Below are 22325 nucleotides of genomic sequence, written 5' to 3' on the forward strand. Positions count from 1 at the left end.
TAACCGTTATAATTCAAATTTCCAGTTCTTGCCTGATCCAAGTCAGGATTGCTATTCACAATGACCACCAAATACGTATTTGTTACCGGAGGGGTTGTTTCCTCCTTAGGTAAAGGTATTGCGGCTGCCTCCCTCGCCGCCATTCTTGAGTCGCGTGGTTTACGCGTGACCATGCTGAAGCTTGATCCCTACATTAACGTAGACCCAGGCACAATGAGTCCTTTTCAGCACGGCGAGGTATTTGTTACCGAAGACGGCGCTGAAACCGATTTAGACTTAGGCCACTACGAGCGTTTCATCACGACGCGTATGCACAAGCTCAATAACTTCACAACGGGTCAAATTTACGAAACCGTACTACGCAAAGAGCGCCGTGGGGATTACCAAGGAAAAACCGTTCAGGTGATTCCTCATATTACGAATGAAATTCAAGACTCCATTGCCCGAGGCGCAAAGGCCGCGTTTAATGGCGAGGCAGACGTAGCCATTGTGGAAATTGGTGGTACGGTCGGTGACATCGAATCACTACCGTTTCTTGAGTCAATTCGTCAGATGCGTTTACGTTTGGGGCGCAATAACACGGCGTTAGTACATTTAACCTTAGTCCCATTTATTCCTTCTGCGGGCGAGCTTAAAACCAAGCCTACGCAACACTCTGTGCAAAAGCTGCGCGAAATTGGCTTGTACCCCGATGCGATTTTGTGTCGTGCTGACCGTGAAATTCCTGATGACGAGCGTGCCAAGATCTCTATGTTCTCTAGCGTGCCTCTGGATGCCGTTATTTCTGTTCAAGATGCCGAAACCATCTATGAAATACCTTCTATGCTACATAGTCAGGGCCTAGACAACTTAGTGTGTGATGCGTTGGCGCTATCACCTCCCCCTGCTGATCTCAGCATGTGGGATCGCTTAGTTCATACCTTGAAAAATCCTAAGCACCTAGTGCGTATTGCTATGGTTGGCAAATACGTTGATTTAACAGAGTCCTATAAATCCTTGTCCGAGGCCTTGACGCATGCGGGTATTCATACTGAAACCCAAGTGCAAATTGAATACATTGACTCCGAAGACATCGAGGAAAATGGTACAGGTTGTCTCGAGGGTTTTGATGCTGTTTTGGTACCCGGTGGCTTTGGTAAACGAGGCACCGAAGGCAAGATCCAAGCGGTACGCTATGCGCGTGAAAACCAAGTGCCTTACTTAGGCATTTGTTTAGGTATGCAGTTAGGGGTAATCGAATACGCCCGTCATGTGGCTGGCTTGGGTGGCGCTAACAGCACCGAATTTGATCCTTCTGCTGCTCATCCCGTGGTCGCTTTAATTACCGAGTGGAAAGACCGCGAAGGTCGAGTAGAGCATCGTACTGGGGACGAAGACTTAGGCGGTACGATGCGTAAAGGGGCTCAAGAATGCCCAGTTAAGCAGGGTACTCGGGCTTATGAAATTTATGGCCCCGTTGTTAACGAGCGTCATCGCCATCGTTTTGAGGTCAACAATGTGTATGTGCCTCGTCTCGAAGAAGCAGGTTTAGTCATCAGCGCGCGTACCCCTAACGAGAGTCTGCCCGAGATCATGGAGTTACCGGCCAATGTGCACCCTTGGTTTATGGGCGTGCAATTCCATCCCGAGTTCACCTCAACTCCACGCGATGGTCATCCGCTCTTTATCAGCTATATTAAAGCTGCGCTTGCCCATAAAGCCAATTCGTAATCGTTTCATCATGCACCGCTTTATGCGGTGCTTGTTTTTGTGAGAATGATGATGGAATTATGTGGTTTTACCGTTGGTATAGACCAACCTTTTTTTTTAATAGCTGGTCCGTGTGTTATTGAGTCTCGTCAAATGGCATTTGATACGGCGGGCTATCTCAAAGAAATTACTGACGAGCTAGGCATTCCTTTTATTTATAAAAGCTCGTTTGATAAAGCGAATCGAAGTTCCGGGGCGTCGTATCGTGGCCCGGGGGTGCTCGAAGGTCTGCAAGTTTTAGTTGATGTGCGTGAACACTTTGGGGTGCCCGTATTAACGGATGTTCATGAAAAGGACCAAGTGGATGATGTGGCTGCCGTCGTCGATGTGCTGCAAACACCGGCCTTTTTATGTAGACAGACCGATTTTATCCAAGCCTGTGCCGCAACCTTAAAACCTGTCAATATTAAAAAGGGGCAGTTTTTAGCGCCTCACGATATGGCACATGTGGTAGACAAAGCCCGTGCAGCGGCATTGGATGCCGGCGGCGATGGGGACACTATTATGGTGTGTGAGCGGGGCACTTCCTTTGGCTATAACAACTTAGTCTCGGATATGCGCTCGCTAGCTATTATGCGTGCAACGCAATGCCCAGTAGTCTTTGATGCCACGCATTCGGTTCAGTTGCCAGGGGCTCAAGGCAATGTATCTGGCGGACAACGTGAGTTTGTTTCTGTGCTGGCCCGTTCTGCTGTTGCTGCAGGCTTAGCAGGGCTGTTTATGGAAACACACCCTAATCCAGATCAGGCCCGCTCTGATGGTCCTAATGCTGTACCTTTAGATCAAATGGCGGCATTGCTGCGCCATTTAAAAGAAATTGATACTATTGTAAAAACCTCGGGGATGCTGGATTAAGGCTATTATTTACCATAGCTGGTTGTACAATAGGGGCAACTTTATTTCCTAAGCGTAATTATTACGTTTTTCATTTATTAGCGTTATTGCTGTACAGCAAGGACTACATTTCATGAGTGCTATTGTAGATATTATTGGTCGCGAAATTTTAGACTCGCGTGGCAACCCCACCGTAGAGTGTGACGTGCTATTAGAGTCCGGTGCTATGGGACGTGCGTCTGTACCTTCCGGAGCCTCCACAGGAACGCGCGAAGCGCTAGAGTTACGTGATGGCGATGCGGCCCGTTATTTAGGTAAAGGGGTATTGCGCGCTGTAGAAAACATTAACAATGATATTGCCGAGGCGCTAATTGGTTTAGATGCTCAAGAGCAAAACTTCATTGACCAAACCTTGTTAGATTTAGATGGCACTGAAGACAAAAGTCGTCTAGGCGCTAATGCAATGCTAGCAGTTAGTATGGCAGTCGCACGTGCGGCAGCAGATGATTGCGGTTTGTCGCTGTATCGTTACTTCGGTGGCAGTGGCGCTATGCAAATGCCTGTTCCCATGATGAATGTCATTAACGGTGGCGCACACGCTAACAACACCCTTGATATGCAAGAGTTCATGATCATGCCTATCGGTGCAAAAAGCTTCCGTGAAGCCTTGCGTATGGGTGCAGAGGTCTTTCATGCGTTGAAAGATTTAATTCATGCCCAAGGCATGTCCACTGCGGTGGGTGACGAGGGTGGTTTTGCCCCAAACGTCACAAACCACGAAGCAGCTATTCAGTTGATCCTTCAGGCTATTGATAAAGCCGGTTACGAAGCCGGTACACAAATTGCATTGGCTCTGGACTGTGCTAGTTCCGAGTTTTACCGCGATGGTGCCTATCACCTCGAGGGCGAGGGCGGAATCAGCCTAAACGCTACGCAGCTGGTTGATCTGCTAGAAAGCTGGTGTGATAAATACCCCATCGTTTCCATCGAAGATGGCATGGCAGAAGACGACTGGGAAGGTTGGAAAATCCTTACCGATCGTTTGGGTAAAAAAGTACAACTCGTAGGCGACGATTTGTTCGTGACCAACACCAAAATTTTGCGTGAAGGTATCGATCGTGGCGTAGGTAACTCCATTTTGATCAAGATTAATCAAATTGGTACGTTGACTGAAACCTTTGCTGCTATCGAGTTAGCCAAACGTTATGGTTACACCGCTGTGATTTCACATCGCTCTGGTGAAACCGAAGACTCCACCATTGCTGATATCGCTGTAGCGACAAATGCTATGCAGATCAAAACCGGATCCTTATCTCGTTCCGATCGTATGGCTAAATACAACCAGTTATTACGTATTGAAGAAGAGCTCTCTGGTGTGGCCTCTTACCCAGGTCGCGATGCTTTTTATAACCTACGTTAATAAGGGTTAAGGCAAAGGGCTGAAATATCAGCCCTTTGTTGTCGCTAGATTATGCGTTTGATTTTTATATTTCTCTTAGGCTTATTGTTCTATTTCAATTATGAGCTATGGCTAGGGGATAATGGCGTAAGCCGTATTGCTGAATTACAAACAAAAATTAATGAACAGCAAGAGCTTAATGACGCTTCCCTGGCGCGCAATAATGCCATGTCAGCCGAAGTCCAAGACTTGCGTGATGGCTCGTCCGCCATCGAAGAACTAGCCCGGTTTGAACAAGGTATGATTAAGCAGGGCGAAGTGTTCGTGCAAATTTTAGGTACAAATCAAAAAAGCGGCCCACAACACTGATCTCCGTCACAGGCGGCTTCTGGAATGAAAGGATCAGACCTAGGAGCCCATGGCGATAACCAACCCGAGTCAACTGTATTCCACCCTAACGAGCTGAGGGGGGCTGGGCGCAATTGCGCAGCAGTAGTGGCATCATTTAATGCGCGAGCAGTGCGCTGTCCCGAGTAAGGCGTGGACTGATTAGACTGCATAGGTAGTTGGAGTTCTGTAACGATAGGAATCAAACCATATTGGGCTAGAGCGGCATGCTCAGTGTGTTGCCAAGTATGTGTCCATGCTATAACTGTGCGCACTAGGGGAGTTAATGGTTTGTGGGCATACAGCAACTGCAGCACTAAGGTGTTTTGATCAAAAATGGCCGTATTACCTTGGGTGTATTGTAGGGCTTGATAACTGTGGCGTACCGGCCCATTGGATTGGGCAAGTGAATGATGCTGGATTCGCCAGTAAGTATGTGATGCAGGCCGTACAAAGGAGCGTAAAGATTGCAGTTGCTCTTCAAAGGCTTGCTGTATTATTTGAGGGTGAGCCTGCTGTGTGACGGCAATACGCGCTGTATTAAATAAGGCCTGATTAAGAGCCTGTCTAAGCAACAGCCAATGGGCGCTTTCAATTAAGCCTAAAAAAATTAAGCAAAAAATCAGCAAGCTTAGGCTGCTTTCAGCTAATGTAGCCCCTGACTGTGAGTGGGTATAAGTGGTGTATGCCATACACCTAAGTATGCATACCCACATGCACAGCGCCTAGTTGTGACTTGTGCTTGGACAAATAAACCCGTCTTAATGTAAAAGACCCTGTTAATTAACAGGGTCTGTCAAAGCTGGGTTTAGGTTAATGCAGTGTTTTTTTCGATTCCGGCTGATCGGATTTTGCAATAAAAAGCTGAGCGCTATCTACGGCATCAAAATGGTAGGGTTTGCCGCAAAAGTTGCATGCTACTTCTATGTATTCTTGTTCGGACAAGATGGATTCAATTTCATCACGACCTAACATTTGTAGCATGTCTGCTACCCGTTCGCGTGTGCATGGGCAGTGCCATTGTAAATCGGTAGGCTCTAGTTGTAATAGGTCCTCTTGCCAAAATAGACGATGAATAAGCTCAGCAGCAGGCAGCTCAAGTAGCTCTTCATTTTTAATGGTCTGGGCCAACTGTTGCGCACGTTCCCAACTGGGTTCCTCGGGGGCCTCTGTGCCTTCGATGGAGCCGCCAGTACCGGGCAAACGCTGCAACAACAAACCATTTGCTTTGTTAGCATCTGCCGCTAGGAAAATTTTTGTATCTAGCTGTTCAGAGTGCTTCATGTAGTTTTCCAGCACTTCTGCTAGGTTTTCGCCTTGCAGAGGCACAATGCCTTGATAAGGTTGCATATCGGTACCAGGCTTGGGCTCAAGTACGACAATAAAACGTCCATTGTCATAGGTATTCAGCAAGCTTTGCAAATCGGCATTTTCAGGTATAACCGCATCCTCGCGCAGTGTAGCGGTTGCACGAATTTCAAATTGTGATGTGCATTCGACCACCATCAATGCAATGGGGCCATCGCCTTGCGCTTGTAATACTAGCGATCCATCAAGTTTTAAGTTGCCTGCTAACAGCACTGCTGCCGCCGCAAGCTCACCCAGTAAATTGCGTACGCTTTCTGGGTAATGCTGATGCTCTAGGCCCGTTTGCCAAGTATGTTGAAGCTCTACGGTTTGGGCACGTGTTAGTTGATCAGCGAAAAGGTATTTATTGAGTTGGTCTGTCATGGTGGTAGCGTAAAAAAGAGTCTTATTTATTTATATGGGGACGAAGGTCCACAATTCGAGTCCCTGCTAAGCGATCGTGCAAAAAAAGTTGATCTGGATCGAACCATGTCCAGATAAATAGGCTTAACGGGGTGAAGACAATGAACAAAAGCAAAGCAGGCTGGCTGGTCATAGCGGCAGCAAACTGTAGTGCTAAAGTAAAAGCCAACGGAATTAACCACATCAATAGGTAACGGTATACGGCCCTGAGCCAACTGGGCTTGGATCCGTCAGCCATTTGCAAACGCATATGCCATGTTTTCATGGGTAAAGTTTGGCCTGTACGACGCCAACACAATAAAAAATAAAGGCCTATGCTTAGGAACAGGATGACCTGACGTGCATCACGCAAAAATAAAGCATGACGACTTTGGGTGAGGGAGTCAAAAACCAGCAAAACACCAAACACAATGCCAAAAAGCAAAATGCCTTCGTACACCATGCATAAAAAGCGGCGCCAGCGGGAGGGAGTAGGGAGGGGGAAAAAAGCTTCAGCAGACATGGCGAAATTATAATCTAACTCGCCGTTGTTTAGGTGCTAGGAGGAGAAACTAGCGCATGTGCGGCCACTGAAGCTTAAAGGAGATTCACTATATGAAAAAACTAGGCAAACAGCTGCTTAAACCACGCTTTTAGTGTTAGCAAAGGGCGTAAACGCTCTTGGTGCTCTACGGCGTGTTGAATAAGACGACGTTCTAGGTCGTCTGTTAATAGCATATCATGAGAATTTTGCTAATACATAATAATTACTCACATTAAAATAAGTATTAACCCTATTATAGGGGTTAACCCTTGATATTTCAATGTGAGTAGTTAATTACCTAGCTATCTGTTGCTGGCTGTCACCATTTGGAAATTAAACAGTCTGCAGTCTAAGGGGCCGTTAAATAGTGGAAAACGGCGGTTTGGTTTTAGACGCAGTTTAGATGGCAGCTCCAAGTCGCTCGTAATGACGTTCACGCTCCAACCGCTGAAATTACGTTTAAGATGACTTGCCCATGCGGACCAGAACTCAGTATCTGTATCGTCAAGGCGCTCGCCATAAGGGGGGTTGGTAATAATCCAGCCTTTAGAGGCAACGGGTTGGATATCCAGAGCATTTTTGACTTCAAATTGAATGGTGTCAGAGTGCAGGTGGGCTCGCGCTAAGTTGGCGCGCGCAGCAGCAATAGCACCTGGGTTTAAGTCGCTGCCCAGCAATGGCACCTCAATTTCTGGGGCGATGTGAGCACGGGCTTCGGCTTTGAGGTCTTGCCAGGCACGGGCGTCATGATGACGCAAGCGTTCAAAATGGAAAGGACGCCCTATTCCGGGTGGCGCTCCTAAGGCAATCCAAGCGGCCTCGATAAGAATAGTGCCACTACCACAAAAGGGGTCGATCAAAGGTTGATTGGGATCCCAGTCAGCTAGAGCTAACAGCCCCGATGCTAGGTTTTCACGTAAAGGCGCATCCCCTTTATCGTGACGCCAACCCCGTTTAAATAAGGACTCTCCTGAGCTATCTATATAGAGCGTAGCGGAGTCTTCGTTTAAAAACGCATGGACTTTAGCATCAGGTCTTACGGTATCAATATCAGGACGTGCCCCTTCGCGGTCGCGCAAGCGATCACAGATGGCATCTTTTACACGCAAGTTAGCATATTGAAGACTTTGGAAAGGGCTGCGTATGGCTGAGGTATCAACGCGCAGCGTTTGTTCAGCGCCAAACCAGTTTTCCCAAGGGGTTTGGTACGCTAACTCATAGAGTTCGTCTTCATTTTGAATTTTGGCAAAAGCCATTTGCACCAAAATACGCGTTGCTAGGCGCGAATAAAGGTTCGCTCGTAGTACATCATGCCAATCACCTGAAAAATGGCAGCCAGCTCGGCCTTGGGATACCTCGGCGAAGCCTAGAGCTTGTAGCTCAGTGGCAAGAGCTTCTTCAAGACCAACTGGGCACGGTGCAAATAAAGTGAATTCGTCATCGCGCTGTGCCGTGAATCGGGCTTGGATTTTAGGGCCTTCAACTCGATGACGTTTAGGGAGAGAGGATTTAGCCGGTCGTTTACTGGCCGGAGCATAGCCGCTTGGTGCACGCTGTGGTTTAGCTGTGACTTTAGGGCGACTTTGCGCAGGAGAGACCGGCGTGCTCTCTGGTGTGGTGCTATTGGGAGTGTTGTCACGCAAACGCTGCATTTGCTGAGCTTGTCGAGCACGAGCACCCGAACGTTGACGGGGCACAGAGCTGTCGCCGTCAGTGGTGCGGGGCTTTTTTTTGAGAGTCAGCGTTTTTTTAGGGGTAGAGGTCATACAAATTAAAAAGGTTTAATGACAACAAGAATTAAGACTAAGAGCAGCAGTAAGACCGGAACTTCGTTATACCAACGATAGTACACGTGGTTTTTGGTGTTTGTGCCGGCTTTAAAAAGACGAAGTATGCGTCCACAATGCCAGTGATAAAGCAATAAAGCGAATACTAGTAACAGCTTGGCATGAATCCAGCCCATGCCTTTACCTACACCGAAACCTAAATAGAGGATTAGGCCCGTAATAATGGTGAGTAGAGCGAGTGGTTTCATGAACCTAAAGAGACGCTGCGCCATACCGATTAATACGGTTTGCGCTGCAGGCTCAGTTTGTTGCGCTAAATTGACATAGATACGTGGCAAATAAAAAAGACCGGCAAACCACGAAGTCACCATCAAAATATGAAAAACTTTAACCCAAAGATAGGCCATTATTTTTGCCCACGTAGTTGAGCATCACCCGTGAGCACCCATTTTTGAGTGGTTAGGCCTTCTAGGCCGACTGGACCGCGTGCATGCAAGCGGTTGGTGGAAATGCCAATTTCTGCGCCTAAGCCGTATTCAAAGCCATCGGCAAAACACGTCGGTAAGTTGATATAGACGGAGCTAGAGTCGACTTCACGTTGAAAACGGCGCGCAGTGGTTAGGTTTTCAGTGACAATGGATTCAGTATGCTCAGAGCTGTATTGCTCGATATGGTCCATGGCTTCGTCTAGGCTATTGACTATACGTATCGCTAGGATGGGCGCAAGGTATTCGGTTTCCCAGTCAGACTCGTCGGCGGGATTTACGCCGCTAAGCAAAGCACGAGTGCGCTCACAGCCACGCAGCTCAACCTGCATGTCTTGTAAGGTTTGTGCTAGCTCGGGTAGCACTGCTGGGGCAATTTCATGGTGGACTAATAAGGTTTCCATCGTGCCGCAAATGCCGTAACGATAGGTTTTGGCATTAATGGCAATGCGGTGCGCTTTTGAAACGTCTGCGTCTTTATCGATATAGACGTGACAGTTTCCATCTAAATGCTTAATAAGCGGCACCTTGGCATCAGCACTAAGGCGGGCTATTAGACCTTTACCGCCACGAGGCACAATCACATCCACGTAATCGGTCATGGTAATTAGGTGACCTACTGCATCGCGATCGGTGGTGGCGACGACTTGAACAGCGTGCTCTGGTAGGCCTGCTGCTGCCAGACCTTGTTGGATAATTTGGCCTAGGGCTTGATTGGAATAAAAGGCTTCGCTACCCCCACGCAAAATAGTAGCATTGCCCGATTTAAGACAAAGGGCTGCAGAGTCAATGGTAACGTTGGGTCTGGATTCATAAATAATACCAATGACCCCAAGTGGGACCCGCATTTGGGCTACATCCATTCCGTTTGGACGTTTAGTTGTTGGGCCCACCGCGCCTACAGGGTCTGGCATTGCGGCAATTTGACGCAAACCGGTGGCCATGGTGTTCAGGGCTTGATCAGAGAGTTTTAAGCGATCAACAAGAGCAGGTTCTAGACCATTTTTTTCTGCTGCGGCAATATCTTTTGCATTTTCAGCCTGAAGATAGGTTTTATTTGCCTCAAGCAAATCGGCCATAGCTAAAAGCGCTTTGGATTTTTTTGTGTCAGACGCATTGCGTACAATACGAGATGCAACGCGAGCTTGGCGGCCCATTTTTAGCATCTCTTGAGTTAATTGATCTTGATTCTGTTCGGTCATAGCGTTGTAGTAAAAACGAATGATAAGAATGCCTATACCTAGTGGGCTAAGGCAATGCGTAAGCACAAGCGAGCGGCTTCTTCCCATGGGTCGTCTAAGCAACCCGGAACAGAAAGCCCCTTGATGAGCTGGTCAACTTCATGAGCATGTCGAACGGCGGCAGGCCATGCTTGGGGAGCAATACGTTGTAGACAGCGCATGAGCTGTTGTTCACGAGGGCCAAAAACGCGCTGAGCACGCAGTGCATTTTGCAGATTGCCTCCGGTTTGTTGCAAAGCGGATAGCGCTGCAAGAAGACGAATTTCATCCCCTATAGCCCATAATACCAATGGTAGGGCTTCGCCTTCGCCACGTAAACCGTGCAATATAGTTAAGGCACGTTTGGCATCCCCTAAAAGCATGGCTTCGCGTAAGTCAAATACATTATAACGGGCTACATTTAAAACAGCAGCTTGTACTTGTTCAAGACTAAGCATCCCTTGGGGATAAAGCAAAGCCATCTTTTGGATTTCTTGATGGGCTGCTAACAAGTTGCCTTCGACTTGTTGACTAAGCCAGTGTAGAGCTTCCGTATCTAACTGTTGCTGATTGAGTTGAGTACGCTGTTGCAGCCAATTGGGCAGTTGGTTTTTGTAGATAGTAGGAACATCTAACCACTGACTGTTTGCCTCGAGTGCTTTGGCCCATTTGCTTGAGCGTGTACTGCGATCTAAACGGGGTAGTTGGAACAAAAAAACAGTATCGGAGGCTGGTTGGTCCTGTTGTGCTACTAATTGCACAATGGCTTCGCTGCCTTGGCGACCTGGTTTACCCGTTGGGATACTGATGTCTATTAGGCGTTTATCGCCAAAAAGTGATAGGGCTTGGCTGGCTTCGAAGACCTCAGTCCAGTCACTGCGTCCATCCATTACAAAGCGATGACGTTCGTTAAAGCCTTGTTCTGTGGCGGCATGCCGAATAGCATCGCATGCCTCGACGTGCAAAAGAATTTCATCACCACTAATGCAATAGTAGCTTTGTAGTGGAGTAAGAGATAAGCGAGTAGTAGCCACAGTTAGTTGAACGACGTTGCGGAAGCCGGAGGTTGTGCTCGTGGGGTGTTAGACGGCGTGGCCGAGCGCTGGCTGGCTTCGTAAGCCTCGGTAATATCCGAGGCACTAAGACGACGTATAACGCGGTCCACTAAAGACATTTCCATGTTTTGGAATAATGCCTCCATTTCTTGATTTTTAGCCTCGGAGTTGGTGGGTGAGTTGGGTATTTCACGCGTAGAACTCAAAACAGTAGGAGGCAGAATGGCTTGTCCAGCGGCATCGATTAAACTGAAGATAAGCTCTAGATGGAGCTCGTAATTTTCGACTTGGCCTGAGGGGTCGAGCGATAAGTCTCGAACTGAGCGTTGCAACTGTTCTTGGATGAGTTGGACTTGGGCTAGCTCGGGTTGCGATACAAAACGTAATGACGGAGAGTTTACGCTTAATACGCGACGTAATTGGGCACCAAAAGCAGAGTTGTCTGAAATATTGGTGTAGAGGGTGGTAAACGGTAAGGGATGTGCCTGCTTGAGTTTAAAGCCGCAGGCACCTAAGGCCAAGCTTAGCACCAGTAAACTACTGCAGAGCAGTCCACTACGTTTTGTGAAAAAAGAGAATACGGTGCTAAGCATAATGGCATTACCCTACAACAATATTAACCAAACGACCTGGTACCACAATAATACGTTTTGGTTCACGGCCCTCGAGGTAACGCTGAGCGGCTTCGTGTTGAACTGCGGCCTGTTCTATTTCAGCTTTATCAGCAGAGCTAGCAACAGTGAGCGTACCACGAAGTTTGCCGTTGACTTGGAGGGTTAAGTTAATTTCATCAGCAATTAAAGCGGCCTCATCAACCTGGGGCCAAGTGACATCAAGTAGATCGCCTTGGGCGCTAGCATAGCCTAATTCTTGCCAGAGATTCCATGTAATGTGTGGCACAACAGGGTAAAGCACACGTAATAAAATGGAGTAGCACTCTGCCAGTACCGCTTGATTGGCGGGGGAATCTGCCAGTTTTGCATGATCAAGGGTATTGAGCATTTTCATTGCCCCTGACACCACGGTGTTGTACTGAATGCGCTGATAGTCGTATTCTGCTTGCTTTAAGATGCTGTGGATTTCGCGGCGTAACTCTTTTGCGGCAGGCTCTAAGTCGTTAGGTACAGGTTGATCCACACCCGCTTTAAGTTGGGCTTGATGTTTGTGGGCGAAATTCCAAAGACGACGCAAGAAACGGTTAGCGCCATCAATGCCGGATTCGGCCCACTCTAGCGTTTGCTCGGGAGGGCTAGCAAACATGACAAACAAGCGCGCTGTGTCTGCACCCATTTCATCAATTAAGTGCTGAGGATCAACACCATTGTTTTTGGATTTAGACATGGTGCCTATGCCATCATAATTGACCTCAGAGCCATCGGATTTTAGGCGGGCGCTAATAATGCTGTCTTTTTCGTCGTAGACGTTTTCAACCTCATCGGGCCAGAAGTACTCGATGCCGCCTTGGGGGGTACGGCGCTTGTAAATGTGATTCAGGACCATGCCCTGAGTAAGCAGCTTGGTGAAGGGCTCGTCGAATTTTACTAAGCCTAAATCACGCATCACTTTGGTCCAGAAGCGTGCATACAGCAAATGCAAGACGGCGTGCTCTATGCCCCCAATGTACTGGTCCATAGGCATCCAGTAATCGTTGCGCTCGTCCACCATAGCCTGGTCATTTTTGGGTGAGGCATAACGCATAAAATACCAGGATGAGTCCACAAATGTATCCATGGTATCGGTTTCGCGGCGTGCGTCTTTGCCGCATTTAGGGCAAGAGCAGGCGAGAAAGGCTTCGTCTTTGTTAAGCGGGTTGCCGCTGCCGTCTGGGATGTGGTGTTCGGGCAAAATAACCGGCAGATCGCTTTCAGGTACAGGCACAGGGCCACAGTCTGTACAGTGAATGATGGGTATGGGTGTGCCCCAGTAGCGTTGACGGGAAATACCCCAGTCGCGTAAACGATAAGTGGTTTTCTTTTCACCTAGACCCTGCTGGCTGAGATTGGCGGCAATGCGGTCTATGGCTTCGGCAGAAGACAGGTTGTTGTAATCGCCAGAGTTAACAGTAACACCGTTGTCTTTGTCGGCATACCAGTCGTGCCACTGTTGGTCGGAGAAGAGCTGTTCGCCTACCTGAATGACTTGTTTAATAGGGATTTGGTACTTTAAAGCAAAAGCAAAGTCGCGTTCGTCATGGGCGGGTACACCCATTACAGCACCATCGCCGTAAGACATGAGCACGTAATTCCCAACCCAAAGGTCTACTTGTGCGCCAGTAATAGGATGGGTAACGGTTAAACCGGTAGGCATACCTTCTTTGTCGCGCGTGGCAATGTCGGCTTCGGATTGACCGCCTTGTTTGCACTTTTCAATAAAAGCCGCTAATTCAGCGTTAGAGCGGGCGGCTTGGGTAGCTAAGGGGTGCTCAGGAGCTACAGCGCAAAAAGTCACGCCCATAATCGTGTCAGCACGTGTGGTAAACACATACATGCGGCCGTCTTGGATTAGGTTGCCGGCCTCATCTTTAATGTCATGTGTAAAAGCAAAGCGCACACCGAAGCTTTTGCCGATCCAGTTTTCCTGCATTGTGCGTACGCGCTCGGGCCAACCGGGTAGATTGTTTTGGACTTGATCTAAGAGCTCGTCTGCGTAGTTGGTAATAGCTAGGTAGTAACCTGGGATTTCGCGCTTTTCTACTAAAGCACCAGAACGCCAACCTCGTCCGTCAATAACTTGCTCGTTAGCGAGTACGGTTTGATCTACTGGGTCCCAGTTCACAGTTTGGGTTTTGCGATAGGCTATGCCGGCTTCGAGCATTTTTAGGAACAGCCATTGGTTCCATTTATAGTACTCGGGATCACAAGCACACATTTCACGCGACCAATCAATGGCTAGACCCATAGCGTTCATTTGCTTTTTCATGTATGCAATGTTGTCGTAGGTCCATTTTGCGGGAGGAACTTGAGATTTGATGGCTGCGTTTTCGGCAGGCATACCAAAAGCATCCCAACCCATAGGCATGAGAACGTTATAGCCACGAAGTCGAAGCTGGCGCGCCATTACATCGTTAATGGTGTAGTTGCGTACATGGCCCATATGCAATTTGCCACTGGGATAGGGCAGCATGGAGCATGCATAGAATTTAGGTTTTAAGCTGCCATCGGCATTTTTAGCGTTTTCTACAACGCGGTAAGCGTCGCGATCTTGCCAGTTTTGTTGGGCAGCGCGTTCGACTTGTTGTGGATTATAACTTTCCTGCATGAGATTTGAGCTACCAAGTAAGGTATGAATAAAAAGAACTCTTACATTATACGGGGCAAAAGCGCTTGTGCCAGTGTTGCAAGAGCTAAATAATTTAACCACAAAAAAGCCCTGCAATTGCAGGGCTTTTTGCCGTAGTCTCGCTGGGTAATACCTGGGTATTAACGCAGACGAGTTTCTTTGTACTCTACGTGTTTGCGCACTACAGGGTCAAATTTTTTGATGACCATTTTTTCAGGTGTGTTGCGCTTGTTTTTGGTTGTGGTGTAGAAGTGACCAGTTCCTGCGGAGGATTCGAGTTTAATTTTCTCGCGGATTCCTTTAGCCATGATGTATTCCTTTAACTAGCTGTGAGATGAAGCGAGCGATTAAACGCGTTCGCCGCGAGCACGCATGTCTGCAAGAACGGACTCAATACCGTTTTTGTCGATCAAGCGTAGAGCTTGGGTGGATACGCGTAAACGTACCCAGCGGTTTTCGCTTTCAACCCAGAAACGGCGAGATTGCAAGTTTGGCAAAAAACGACGTTTGGTTTTGTTGTTGGCGTGAGAAACATTATTGCCCACCATTGGGCCTTTTCCGGTAACTCGGCATACGCGTGCCATGGTTATACCCCTTTAGAGTCTAAATCGGCTTCCGCGCTTGCAGTAAAATCGTTACTACGGGCGCATTAAAGCACAAACCAAATCAAAGAAATCTTTTTTGCTCTGATTTAGTCTAAGTAGTTCATAAAACAATACATTCTAATATAAAAAATGGCGGCAAAGCAAGCATCACGCCATTTCTTTCAAGGCTTTTCGGCCCGAAAACCACGAAATAGTGACACAAGCACTAAGTACAACCACCAGAGGCACGGCAGAGATTGTGTGCCAAGAGCTGACTGCTAGACCTGCTAAGGCACCACAAAGCATTTGTAGTGTGCCCATCAGGGCTGAAGCAACGCCAAGACGATGGCCTTGGGCTGAAAGGGCCAATGCTGCAGCATTGGGGTTGATAAAACCCTGGCAAGCCATAAACACCATCAAAATTGCCATAACCCCAAAGACATTTATTATACCTAGAAGAGTGCAAACTAAGCCAATCATAACGGTGCTGAACTGTATGGTTTGGGCTACAGCTAAAATACGATGAGGTAAATAGTATTTTAGTAACCGAGCTCCAATTTGCGAGGCGGCAATAAGGCAAAATGCATTTAAGCCAAATAAAACGCCAAACCATGTTGTAGGTACTGCAAAAGCGCTAATAAAGACGCGCGGAGCACCACTAATATAAGCAAACATCCCTGCAGAGCCAAAAGCCGCAGTAAGTGAATAAAACAAAAAACCGCGGTGTTTTAAGAGTTCTTTGTAGTTTTTAGCAATAAGGCCTGGACGCAAAGGAATGGTGTGCGCTTTATCTAAGCTTTCTTTCATAGTAAAAAGAGTACTAATCAATAAAGCGACACCACATAAGGTCATTATATGGAACAGAAAACGCCAATCTGCAAAAAGCAAAACCTGGCCTCCAATAATGGGGGCTAGAATAGGTGTGGCTCCCATAATGAGCATAATCATCGATAACGCCTTGGCAGCGTCACGTGTTTCGAGATGGTCTCGAATTACAGCGCGGGGTATGACGGCCCCAGAGGCCCCCCCAAAAGCTTGCACTATACGCCATAATGTTAAGTGCTCTATGTCCTGACTAAAGGCCACTGCAACCGAAGCAATACTAAAAAGCAGTACGCCGAAAACTAAAGGAGGCTTACGACCAAAACGATCTGCTATAGGCCCATAAAAAAGCTGGGCCAAAGCCATACCAAATAAATAGCTTGCAAGAGTGCGTTCTACGCGTCCTTCGGAGGTAGCCAAATCGACTGCAATCTGAGGGAAGGCAGGAAGGTACATGTCTACTGCTAGAGGCCCTAATGCAGTAAGCAGCCCCATGAGTATTAACCAAGACGGAATCGTATTGGATAAATGACGTTTAGGTTTAGAGGTAGACATAATTCCAACATCAAATACAGAAACCCTACATAGTAGCATGCACTTGTAGAGCAAACGATACGCATCATCCATGTTTTAGTGCTTAGCAAAATTTTAATTTTGCAATACACATAGGAGGCAGAAAATGAGTGTAAATGCAGCAATTCAGTCAGTGCTAGATAAACTTCCCATGCCCACGCGCCTTATTATGCCGGATGGGACGAAGCTAGGGGATGGGGATCCAGAGCTTATAGTCCAGGCTAAAACCCATACTGCTTTAACGCGTTTGGCATCAGGGCAAATTGGTTTGCTGGGCGAGGATTACGTTAATGGGGACTTTGATTTTCAAGGCTCTATGCGCAATCTTATGCGAGCAGCGGTAAGCATACTTCCCACTACACCTATTAATCAAAGCCGCTCTGGTGCTTTTATTAATTTTTTGCAACGCTTGCGCTCGGCATGGCGTCACACCTTAGAGCGTGATGCAAAGCAAATTCAGTTCCATTATGATTTATCAGATGAGTTTTATGCGCTATGGCTAGATCCAAGGCGGGTGTATTCCTGCGCTTATTACGTACAGCCAGACTCTACCTTAGAGCAAGCTCAAGAGGCCAAGTTAGATCTAATTTGTAAAAAGCTGAAATTGCAGGCGGGAGAGCGCTTTTTAGATATCGGTGCAGGCTGGGGTGGGTTGTTGTTATGGGCTGCAGAGCACTATGGGGTGCAGGCAACAGGGATTACCTTATCGCGCAATCAACATGCATATGTTAATCAGCTCATTCAAGAAAAAGGCCTAGAGGGGCGAGTCACCATGTCGTTGATGGATTATCGTCAACTTGAGCCAGAGCAGCCATTCGACAAAATGGCCTCGGTAGGTATGTTTGAGCATGTGGGGCGCGCTCAGCTTACGCAGTATTTTGTTCGTATTAACGAGCTCTTACGTCCGGGTGGTTTGGTGCTCAACCATGGTATTACCTCAGGAGGGGTGGACCATACGCAATTAGGGGCTGGAATGGGCGAGTTTATTGACAAGTTTATTTTCCCAGGTGGGGAGTTAACTCATATTAGCCATGTAACGCGACATTTAGCCGAAGGCGGTTTAGAGGCGGTAGACATAGAAAATCTTCGCCCGCATTATGCACGGACTCTATGGGCGTGGAGTGACCGGCTTGAGCGCCATTTGGATGAGGCGAATCGGATTTTAGATACTGCAGATGGGCAGCGTTCATTACGTGCTTATAGGGTGTATTTAGCAGGGTGTGCAATGGGTTTTGAGCAGGGGTGGGTGTCTTTGCATCAGGTATTGGCGCAACCCATGCATGGGCCTAGACCGGACGAGCTAGACTATCCCGCCGATCTCAGTTACCCATGGCGTCGTAGCTATATTTATAACTAAGGCTGTGTTTGGCGTTTAAGTAGGCGGAACATTTCATTCCGGTCGCCACCTCGGCGGCCTTGCCAAAGCTCTTGTGTGGGCCCGAAAAAACTATTTTGCTCGGCCATGCTTAGCTTTGGTGAGGTTTGCTGCAAAATGTACTCGCATTTTGCATCAAAGCTAAAATTCATACCACTAAAAGCATAAAAAGAGGCACGTTGCCCAAGGCCTAAGCCCACCGCATGTATACACGTGTTTGCAGGCAAGCGTTGAACTTGTTGTGCCAGCTCATAAGAGACCTGTCTGTAGCTGCGAGCGTAGTCCAAGGCTGGAAGCCACAAGGTGACAAGCAGTAACCAGGTAGTAATTAAACCGCCAGCAGAAAGCACTGTGCCGCGCCATAACGCTGGCGGATGAGTGCGCAAACGCCAGCTGACTAAGCTTATCCATGCTACCGTGCCTAGCATTGCAACACTTAACAAGACCCACGAGATGCTGGTGTCAAACCCTTGGGTTTGACGGTGGATGCTAAGAGCAATTTTTGGGGGCCAACCCGTGTGCTGTGCTATCCAGCCTAGCCAAACGGCAGCGGCAAATAAAGAAAAGCACATCACAGCAAACCAATCAAAGCTGTTAATCGCGCCTCGACGTAAAGTGGGTAGAGCAAAGGCGGCTAATACCGCGCATGGCACAACTAATAATGCATACTCTGGCTCAAAAGCCTGAGCAGAGAAAAAAAGTAAACCCAATGGGCCGACTAATAAGCTTACCGGAATAGCAATATGAGCAAAACGCAGCCAAGAGCGCCATTGCCAAAGTGCGATTACAACTAAAGGCCAGGTGGGCCACAAAAACCATAGCAGATCCCGTCCGCTTTTTATTAGAGCGCTAGTTTGAGGCCAGGTTATTTGTTGTAGGTGCCAAAGCTGCCATTGTTGCCACCAATACGGATAGCCTTTAGCGGCCATGATCCATAATGTAACTAGCCCCACAGCAGTAAGAAGGGCCAGTATCAACGATTGCACGTGTTGACGCAATGACATACACAATGCATAAGCGAGTGTGGCGCTAAAGCATAAGCTTAAAGCAACCCATAGGCCTTGGTTTAAAAAGCTTAGACCAATGGCCGCGCCTAAAAGCAAAGCGGCGCGTAACGGTTTGGCATAGGTTAGGCTAAGAGCATAAAAGGCCGTGGCATATAAAGCTAGGCTGAGTGGGACAGAGGAGGTTTCATGCAGCCGCCAAATAATGCCAACGGTAGCCACACATAACAGCAAAGCCGCATCGGCAATCATTCGGCCGTAGTCCACCGTAGAGGGCTCGCCACCAAAAGGCAAGGGCAGGGGCTGGGCGGCGCGCCGACTGGCTAATCTAAATACGCCTTGCCATAGTGTACTGAGAAGCACCAAAAAATACAGTAAATTTGGTAAACGAGAGGCAAGAATGGTGGCGTCTAATGGCGAAGTGAAAAGCTCAAAAATTGGTGCAAAGACCTGAATGCTAAGTACCCCTATCCAGATATGCAAGGGGCCTATTTCAGCAAAGGCTAAATTACCGATCTGAGGGGTGATTAGTGACTGCCACCCTTCGTACTGAACGGCGCTAAGCATAGCTGCTAAACCAATAACGTCATCCGTTTTCCATGGGTCGCGTAAAAATAGACCAGCAAAAATATAGATCAGGCCGACTACCCACAGCACGGCTCGCGGCAACTTGCTCGCGGCGGAGGTGGTTAAACGTGCAGGAGTTGTGTGGGGAGTAGTTATGGACACAGCATTTAGAATAAAGATAAAAACAGAGCATATCTTAATTCATATTAGCTGTTGGGGGGAAACTCTGCCAGAAGATGCGGAAATAAAAAAAGCAGCCTGAGAGGCTGCTTTTTTAGGGAGCTGGGCTTAGGCTTTTTTAAGCGTACCAGCAGTGCGAGCAAAACGGGCGCGGAATTTCTCAACACGACCTGTTTCAACGATGCGTGTTTGCGCACCGGTGTAGAAAGGGTGAGATTCGGAGGTGACGTCACACTTGAATAGAGGGTATGTTTTGCCATCTAGCTCGATGTTTTCACGAGTGTTGACGGTAGAACGAGTAATAAAAGTGTTGCCAGTTTGTTGATCCAAGAACACCACTTCGCGGTATTCGGGGTGGATGCCTACTTTCATGATGTTATCCTGTTGTCTAAAGCGGACCGCCAACAGATGGATTAACACTAATCTGCCACGTATCCTGTAAAACCAAAGATTCTAACATTTAAGCGCGTTTTTGCAAAGAAAATGACACGAGCTTTAAAAAGCCCTAGGTAAATGTTGCATAAAAGCGATGGCTACATTTTACCGAGTTCGGCTAAAGAGGTGGCATATCCGGCGGTAACGATTAAATGATCTATTAAGCGAATATCGACCAAGCTCAGGGCGCGTTGCAGTTGTTGCGTGAGATGTAAATCGGCATCGCTAGGCTGGCGCACACCCGATGGATGATTATGTGCAAGTATTATAGCGGCAGCATGATGTTTTAGGGCAGATTTTACCAGTTCACGGGGGTAAACCGAGGCTTGGGTTAAGGTGCCCTTAGCGACCTCTTCGCTAGTAATAAGGTGCAACTGATTATCGAGGTAAAGAGCAATGCAATGCTCTATAGTTAAATGGCCTAGTCGTGCAATACAGTAGTCTTTAACCAGTTGTGGGCGATTCATAACGGGGCCCATCTGTAAGCATTGTTGTAGAGCGCGTTTATTAATTTCGCTCATTGCTAAAATTTCACAGGCTTTGGCTAGACCTATGCCTTTATATTGCTGCAACTGGGTGATATCAGTGGCTAAAAGACCACGTAATCCGCCTAGCTCTTTTAATAAGCTTTGGGCGAGTTGCAACACAGGGCGTTGCCTGTGCCCCGTGCGAAGCATGATGGCTAATAGCTCAGCATCACTGAGCGCGGCAGGGCCAGATCGGAGTAAACGCTCGCGTGGGCGCACTTTATTTAGGGTTTTGCTGTCAGAAGTCATTGTAGGCATTAAAATGAGCAAATGAATAATCACGATTTAGACTTATAGGGTGACAGACCTTGAGCGTGGAAAACCAACAAGAGCGACCAATTGTCCATGCGGACTCTTACCTAACGCTGCACTATTGCATTCAGATTTTGACGGGGCCCGCAGGCGGTACCGTTTTTGCTAATACCTTTGATGGCCGTCCTGCTACCTTACAACTAGGAACGGGGCAGTGGTCTCCCGGCCTAGAGGCTGCCTTATTAGGCCGCTCCGAAGGCGAGGTGTTTGGCTGCACCCTAGAGCCCGAGCAAGCTTATGGCGAGCGTAACCCTGCATTGGTGCAATGGATAGCTCGAGAGCTGATGACCGATCTACAAAACCCCGAGGACACTTACGAGCCGGGTGATATGGTGGAGTTTGCCGCACCAACAGGTATTCGTTATGCCGGGGTGTTAAAGCAATGGAGTGACGATTCCGCTTTATTTGACTTTAATCATCCTCTAGCCGGTGCACAAATACGTCTAGACGTACATATTTTGGGAATATTATGAAGCCTCAGATTGAATCTTTAGATGACCTACAGGTTGTTTTGGCGCAACCGCGTGGTTTTTGTGCGGGTGTGGATCGCGCGATTGATATTGTAGAGCGCGCCTTAGAGCTACACGGCAAGCCAATTTACGTGCGTCATGAAATTGTACATAACCGCTATGTGGTAGATGGTTTACGCAATAAAGGCGCGGTTTTTATCAAGGAATTAGACGAAGCTCCAGCTGGTTCTATTGTGGTGTTTTCCGCTCATGGGGTTTCGCTTGCGGTGCGTGAAGAGGCTGAAAAGCGAGGGCTTACTATATTTGATGCGACCTGTCCTTTGGTTACCAAGGTGCATCGTGAAGTCTCTAAAATGCGTAACGAAGGCCGTGAAATTATCATGATTGGTCACAAGGGGCACCCCGAAGTCGAAGGCACTTTAGGTCAGGCCGATGCGGGGATGTTTTTGGTGGAAACCGTAGAAGATGTGTTGAATTTACAGGTGGCGGATCCTAATAACTTGGCTTTTGTAACTCAGACCACGCTGTCTGTGGATGATGCAGAAGAGGTGGCCCAAGCCTTACGAGAGCGTTTCCCTGAGATCGAAGAGCCTAAAAAAAGTGACATTTGTTATGCCACCCAAAATCGTCAAGATGCCGTTAAGTTCATGGCACCTCAATGTGACGTGGTCTTAGTGGTGGGCAGTGTGAATAGCTCTAACTCTAACCGTTTACGTGAAGTCGCCGAGCGCATGGGCACCCCTGCATATTTGTTGGATGACCCTGCCATGGTCCAAGAAGACTGGTTTGTGGATGCAAAGCGCGTTGGCATCACAGCAGGAGCTTCTGCTCCCGAAGAGCTAGTGCAGCAAGTCATAGCCCGTATCCGAGAATTAGGTGGGTTGTCGGTACGTACCCTCGAAGGCGTAGAGGAAACCATTTCCTTCCCCTTGCCAAGAGAGCTATCGCGCAAGATTAATGAAACGGAAAGATCGGCTTCTTAATTTTC

22 protein-coding genes are annotated in these 22325 nt (G+C 47.8%); 7 read left to right on the top strand and 15 right to left on the bottom strand.

Annotated features, from left to right (window positions below):
• Nucleotides 1–60: 60 nt before the first annotated feature.
• The 4 genes from ACBP46_RS08395 to ftsB all read left to right on the top strand — a co-directional run bounded on the left by ACBP46_RS08395 (nucleotide 61) and on the right by ftsB (nucleotide 4351).
• Nucleotides 61–1710, top strand: coding sequence for a CTP synthase (locus tag ACBP46_RS08395; RefSeq protein WP_371016284.1), 1650 nt, complete (start codon nucleotides 61–63; stop codon nucleotides 1708–1710).
• Between the two features lie 51 nt (nucleotides 1711–1761).
• On the top strand, nucleotides 1762–2604 hold the full coding sequence (kdsA, locus tag ACBP46_RS08400; RefSeq protein WP_371016568.1) for a 3-deoxy-8-phosphooctulonate synthase: 843 nt from the start codon (nucleotides 1762–1764) through the stop codon (nucleotides 2602–2604).
• A gap of 112 nt (nucleotides 2605–2716) precedes the next feature.
• A complete protein-coding gene (gene eno, locus ACBP46_RS08405; protein ID WP_371016285.1) occupies nucleotides 2717–4003 on the top strand; it encodes a phosphopyruvate hydratase in 1287 nt (428 codons plus the stop codon).
• 51 nt (nucleotides 4004–4054) lie between these two features.
• Nucleotides 4055–4351, top strand: a complete 297-nt coding sequence (gene ftsB / locus ACBP46_RS08410; RefSeq protein ID WP_371016286.1) for a cell division protein FtsB — start codon at nucleotides 4055–4057, stop codon at nucleotides 4349–4351.
• Here the strand turns inward: ftsB and ACBP46_RS08415 are convergent.
• From ACBP46_RS08415 to ACBP46_RS08470, 12 genes are all read right to left on the bottom strand, one after another.
• Nucleotides 4327–5061, bottom strand: coding sequence for a TadE/TadG family type IV pilus assembly protein (locus ACBP46_RS08415; RefSeq protein WP_371016287.1), 735 nt, complete (start codon nucleotides 5059–5061; stop codon nucleotides 4327–4329). The two genes, ftsB and ACBP46_RS08415, sit on opposite strands and share 25 nt — an antisense overlap.
• Before the next feature lie 121 nt (nucleotides 5062–5182).
• Nucleotides 5183–6100, bottom strand: a complete 918-nt coding sequence (gene hslO, locus ACBP46_RS08420) for an Hsp33 family molecular chaperone HslO (RefSeq protein WP_371016288.1) — start codon at nucleotides 6098–6100, stop codon at nucleotides 5183–5185.
• A 22-nt stretch (nucleotides 6101–6122) separates the two neighbouring features.
• Entirely contained in the window at nucleotides 6123–6641 is a 519-nt protein-coding gene (locus tag ACBP46_RS08425; protein ID WP_371016289.1) for an RDD family protein, read from the bottom strand.
• Nucleotides 6642–6964: 323 nt separating this feature from the next.
• Nucleotides 6965–8428 carry a THUMP domain-containing class I SAM-dependent RNA methyltransferase gene (locus ACBP46_RS08430; RefSeq protein WP_371016290.1) on the bottom strand — a complete coding sequence of 488 codons (1464 nt, stop codon included), beginning with the start codon at nucleotides 8426–8428 and terminating at the stop codon, nucleotides 6965–6967.
• Nucleotides 8429–8433: 5 nt separating this feature from the next.
• The gene (locus tag ACBP46_RS08435) at nucleotides 8434–8856 is read right to left on the bottom strand and encodes a CopD family protein (protein WP_371016291.1); all 423 of its coding nucleotides are present in this window, start codon (nucleotides 8854–8856) and stop codon (nucleotides 8434–8436) included.
• Nucleotides 8856–10136: a glutamate-5-semialdehyde dehydrogenase gene (locus ACBP46_RS08440; RefSeq protein WP_371016569.1), complete on the bottom strand. Its 1281-nt coding sequence runs from the start codon at nucleotides 10134–10136 to the stop codon at nucleotides 8856–8858. Before ACBP46_RS08440 ends, ACBP46_RS08435 begins: the two co-directional genes overlap by 1 nt.
• Before the next feature lie 38 nt (nucleotides 10137–10174).
• On the bottom strand, nucleotides 10175–11188 hold the full coding sequence (gene holA, locus ACBP46_RS08445) for a DNA polymerase III subunit delta (RefSeq protein ID WP_371016292.1): 1014 nt from the start codon (nucleotides 11186–11188) through the stop codon (nucleotides 10175–10177).
• A 2-nt stretch (nucleotides 11189–11190) separates the two neighbouring features.
• A complete protein-coding gene (locus tag ACBP46_RS08450; protein ID WP_371016293.1) occupies nucleotides 11191–11802 on the bottom strand; it encodes an LPS-assembly lipoprotein LptE in 612 nt (203 codons plus the stop codon).
• 7 nt (nucleotides 11803–11809) lie between these two features.
• A complete protein-coding gene (leuS, locus tag ACBP46_RS08455; protein WP_371016294.1) occupies nucleotides 11810–14467 on the bottom strand; it encodes a leucine--tRNA ligase in 2658 nt (885 codons plus the stop codon).
• A 161-nt stretch (nucleotides 14468–14628) separates the two neighbouring features.
• Entirely contained in the window at nucleotides 14629–14796 is a 168-nt protein-coding gene (gene rpmG, locus ACBP46_RS08460; RefSeq protein WP_371016295.1) for a 50S ribosomal protein L33, read from the bottom strand.
• Nucleotides 14797–14835: 39 nt separating this feature from the next.
• Nucleotides 14836–15072 (bottom strand): 50S ribosomal protein L28, encoded by a 237-nt coding sequence (gene rpmB / locus ACBP46_RS08465; protein ID WP_077733622.1) that lies wholly within the window; start codon nucleotides 15070–15072, stop codon nucleotides 14836–14838.
• Between the two features lie 168 nt (nucleotides 15073–15240).
• Nucleotides 15241–16449: a Bcr/CflA family multidrug efflux MFS transporter gene (locus ACBP46_RS08470; protein WP_371016296.1), complete on the bottom strand. Its 1209-nt coding sequence runs from the start codon at nucleotides 16447–16449 to the stop codon at nucleotides 15241–15243.
• A 124-nt stretch (nucleotides 16450–16573) separates the two neighbouring features.
• On the opposite strand from ACBP46_RS08470, the gene ACBP46_RS08475 reads away from it, so the two are divergent.
• On the top strand, nucleotides 16574–17824 hold the full coding sequence (locus ACBP46_RS08475; RefSeq protein WP_371016297.1) for a class I SAM-dependent methyltransferase: 1251 nt from the start codon (nucleotides 16574–16576) through the stop codon (nucleotides 17822–17824).
• Here the strand turns inward: ACBP46_RS08475 and ACBP46_RS08480 are convergent.
• The 3 genes from ACBP46_RS08480 to radC form a co-directional block, all read right to left on the bottom strand.
• Nucleotides 17821–19575 (bottom strand): glycosyltransferase, encoded by a 1755-nt coding sequence (locus tag ACBP46_RS08480; protein WP_371016298.1) that lies wholly within the window; start codon nucleotides 19573–19575, stop codon nucleotides 17821–17823. The two genes, ACBP46_RS08475 and ACBP46_RS08480, sit on opposite strands and share 4 nt — an antisense overlap.
• Before the next feature lie 126 nt (nucleotides 19576–19701).
• Nucleotides 19702–19965, bottom strand: a complete 264-nt coding sequence (locus ACBP46_RS08485; RefSeq protein ID WP_371016299.1) for a type B 50S ribosomal protein L31 — start codon at nucleotides 19963–19965, stop codon at nucleotides 19702–19704.
• A 161-nt stretch (nucleotides 19966–20126) separates the two neighbouring features.
• Complete coding sequence (radC, locus tag ACBP46_RS08490) at nucleotides 20127–20813, bottom strand: RadC family protein (RefSeq protein WP_371016300.1); 687 nt, start codon at nucleotides 20811–20813, stop codon at nucleotides 20127–20129.
• 50 nt (nucleotides 20814–20863) lie between these two features.
• On the opposite strand from radC, the gene ACBP46_RS08495 reads away from it, so the two are divergent.
• Both ACBP46_RS08495 and ispH read left to right on the top strand, forming a co-directional pair.
• Complete coding sequence (locus ACBP46_RS08495) at nucleotides 20864–21340, top strand: FKBP-type peptidyl-prolyl cis-trans isomerase (RefSeq protein ID WP_371016301.1); 477 nt, start codon at nucleotides 20864–20866, stop codon at nucleotides 21338–21340.
• Complete coding sequence (gene ispH / locus ACBP46_RS08500) at nucleotides 21337–22320, top strand: 4-hydroxy-3-methylbut-2-enyl diphosphate reductase (protein ID WP_371016302.1); 984 nt, start codon at nucleotides 21337–21339, stop codon at nucleotides 22318–22320. Before ACBP46_RS08495 ends, ispH begins: the two co-directional genes overlap by 4 nt.
• Nucleotides 22321–22325: the final 5 nt, after the last annotated feature.

This window comes from Paenalcaligenes hominis, from assembly GCF_041359055.1.
In the GTDB taxonomy this organism is placed as follows: domain Bacteria; phylum Pseudomonadota; class Gammaproteobacteria; order Burkholderiales; family Burkholderiaceae_B; genus Paenalcaligenes; species Paenalcaligenes hominis_A.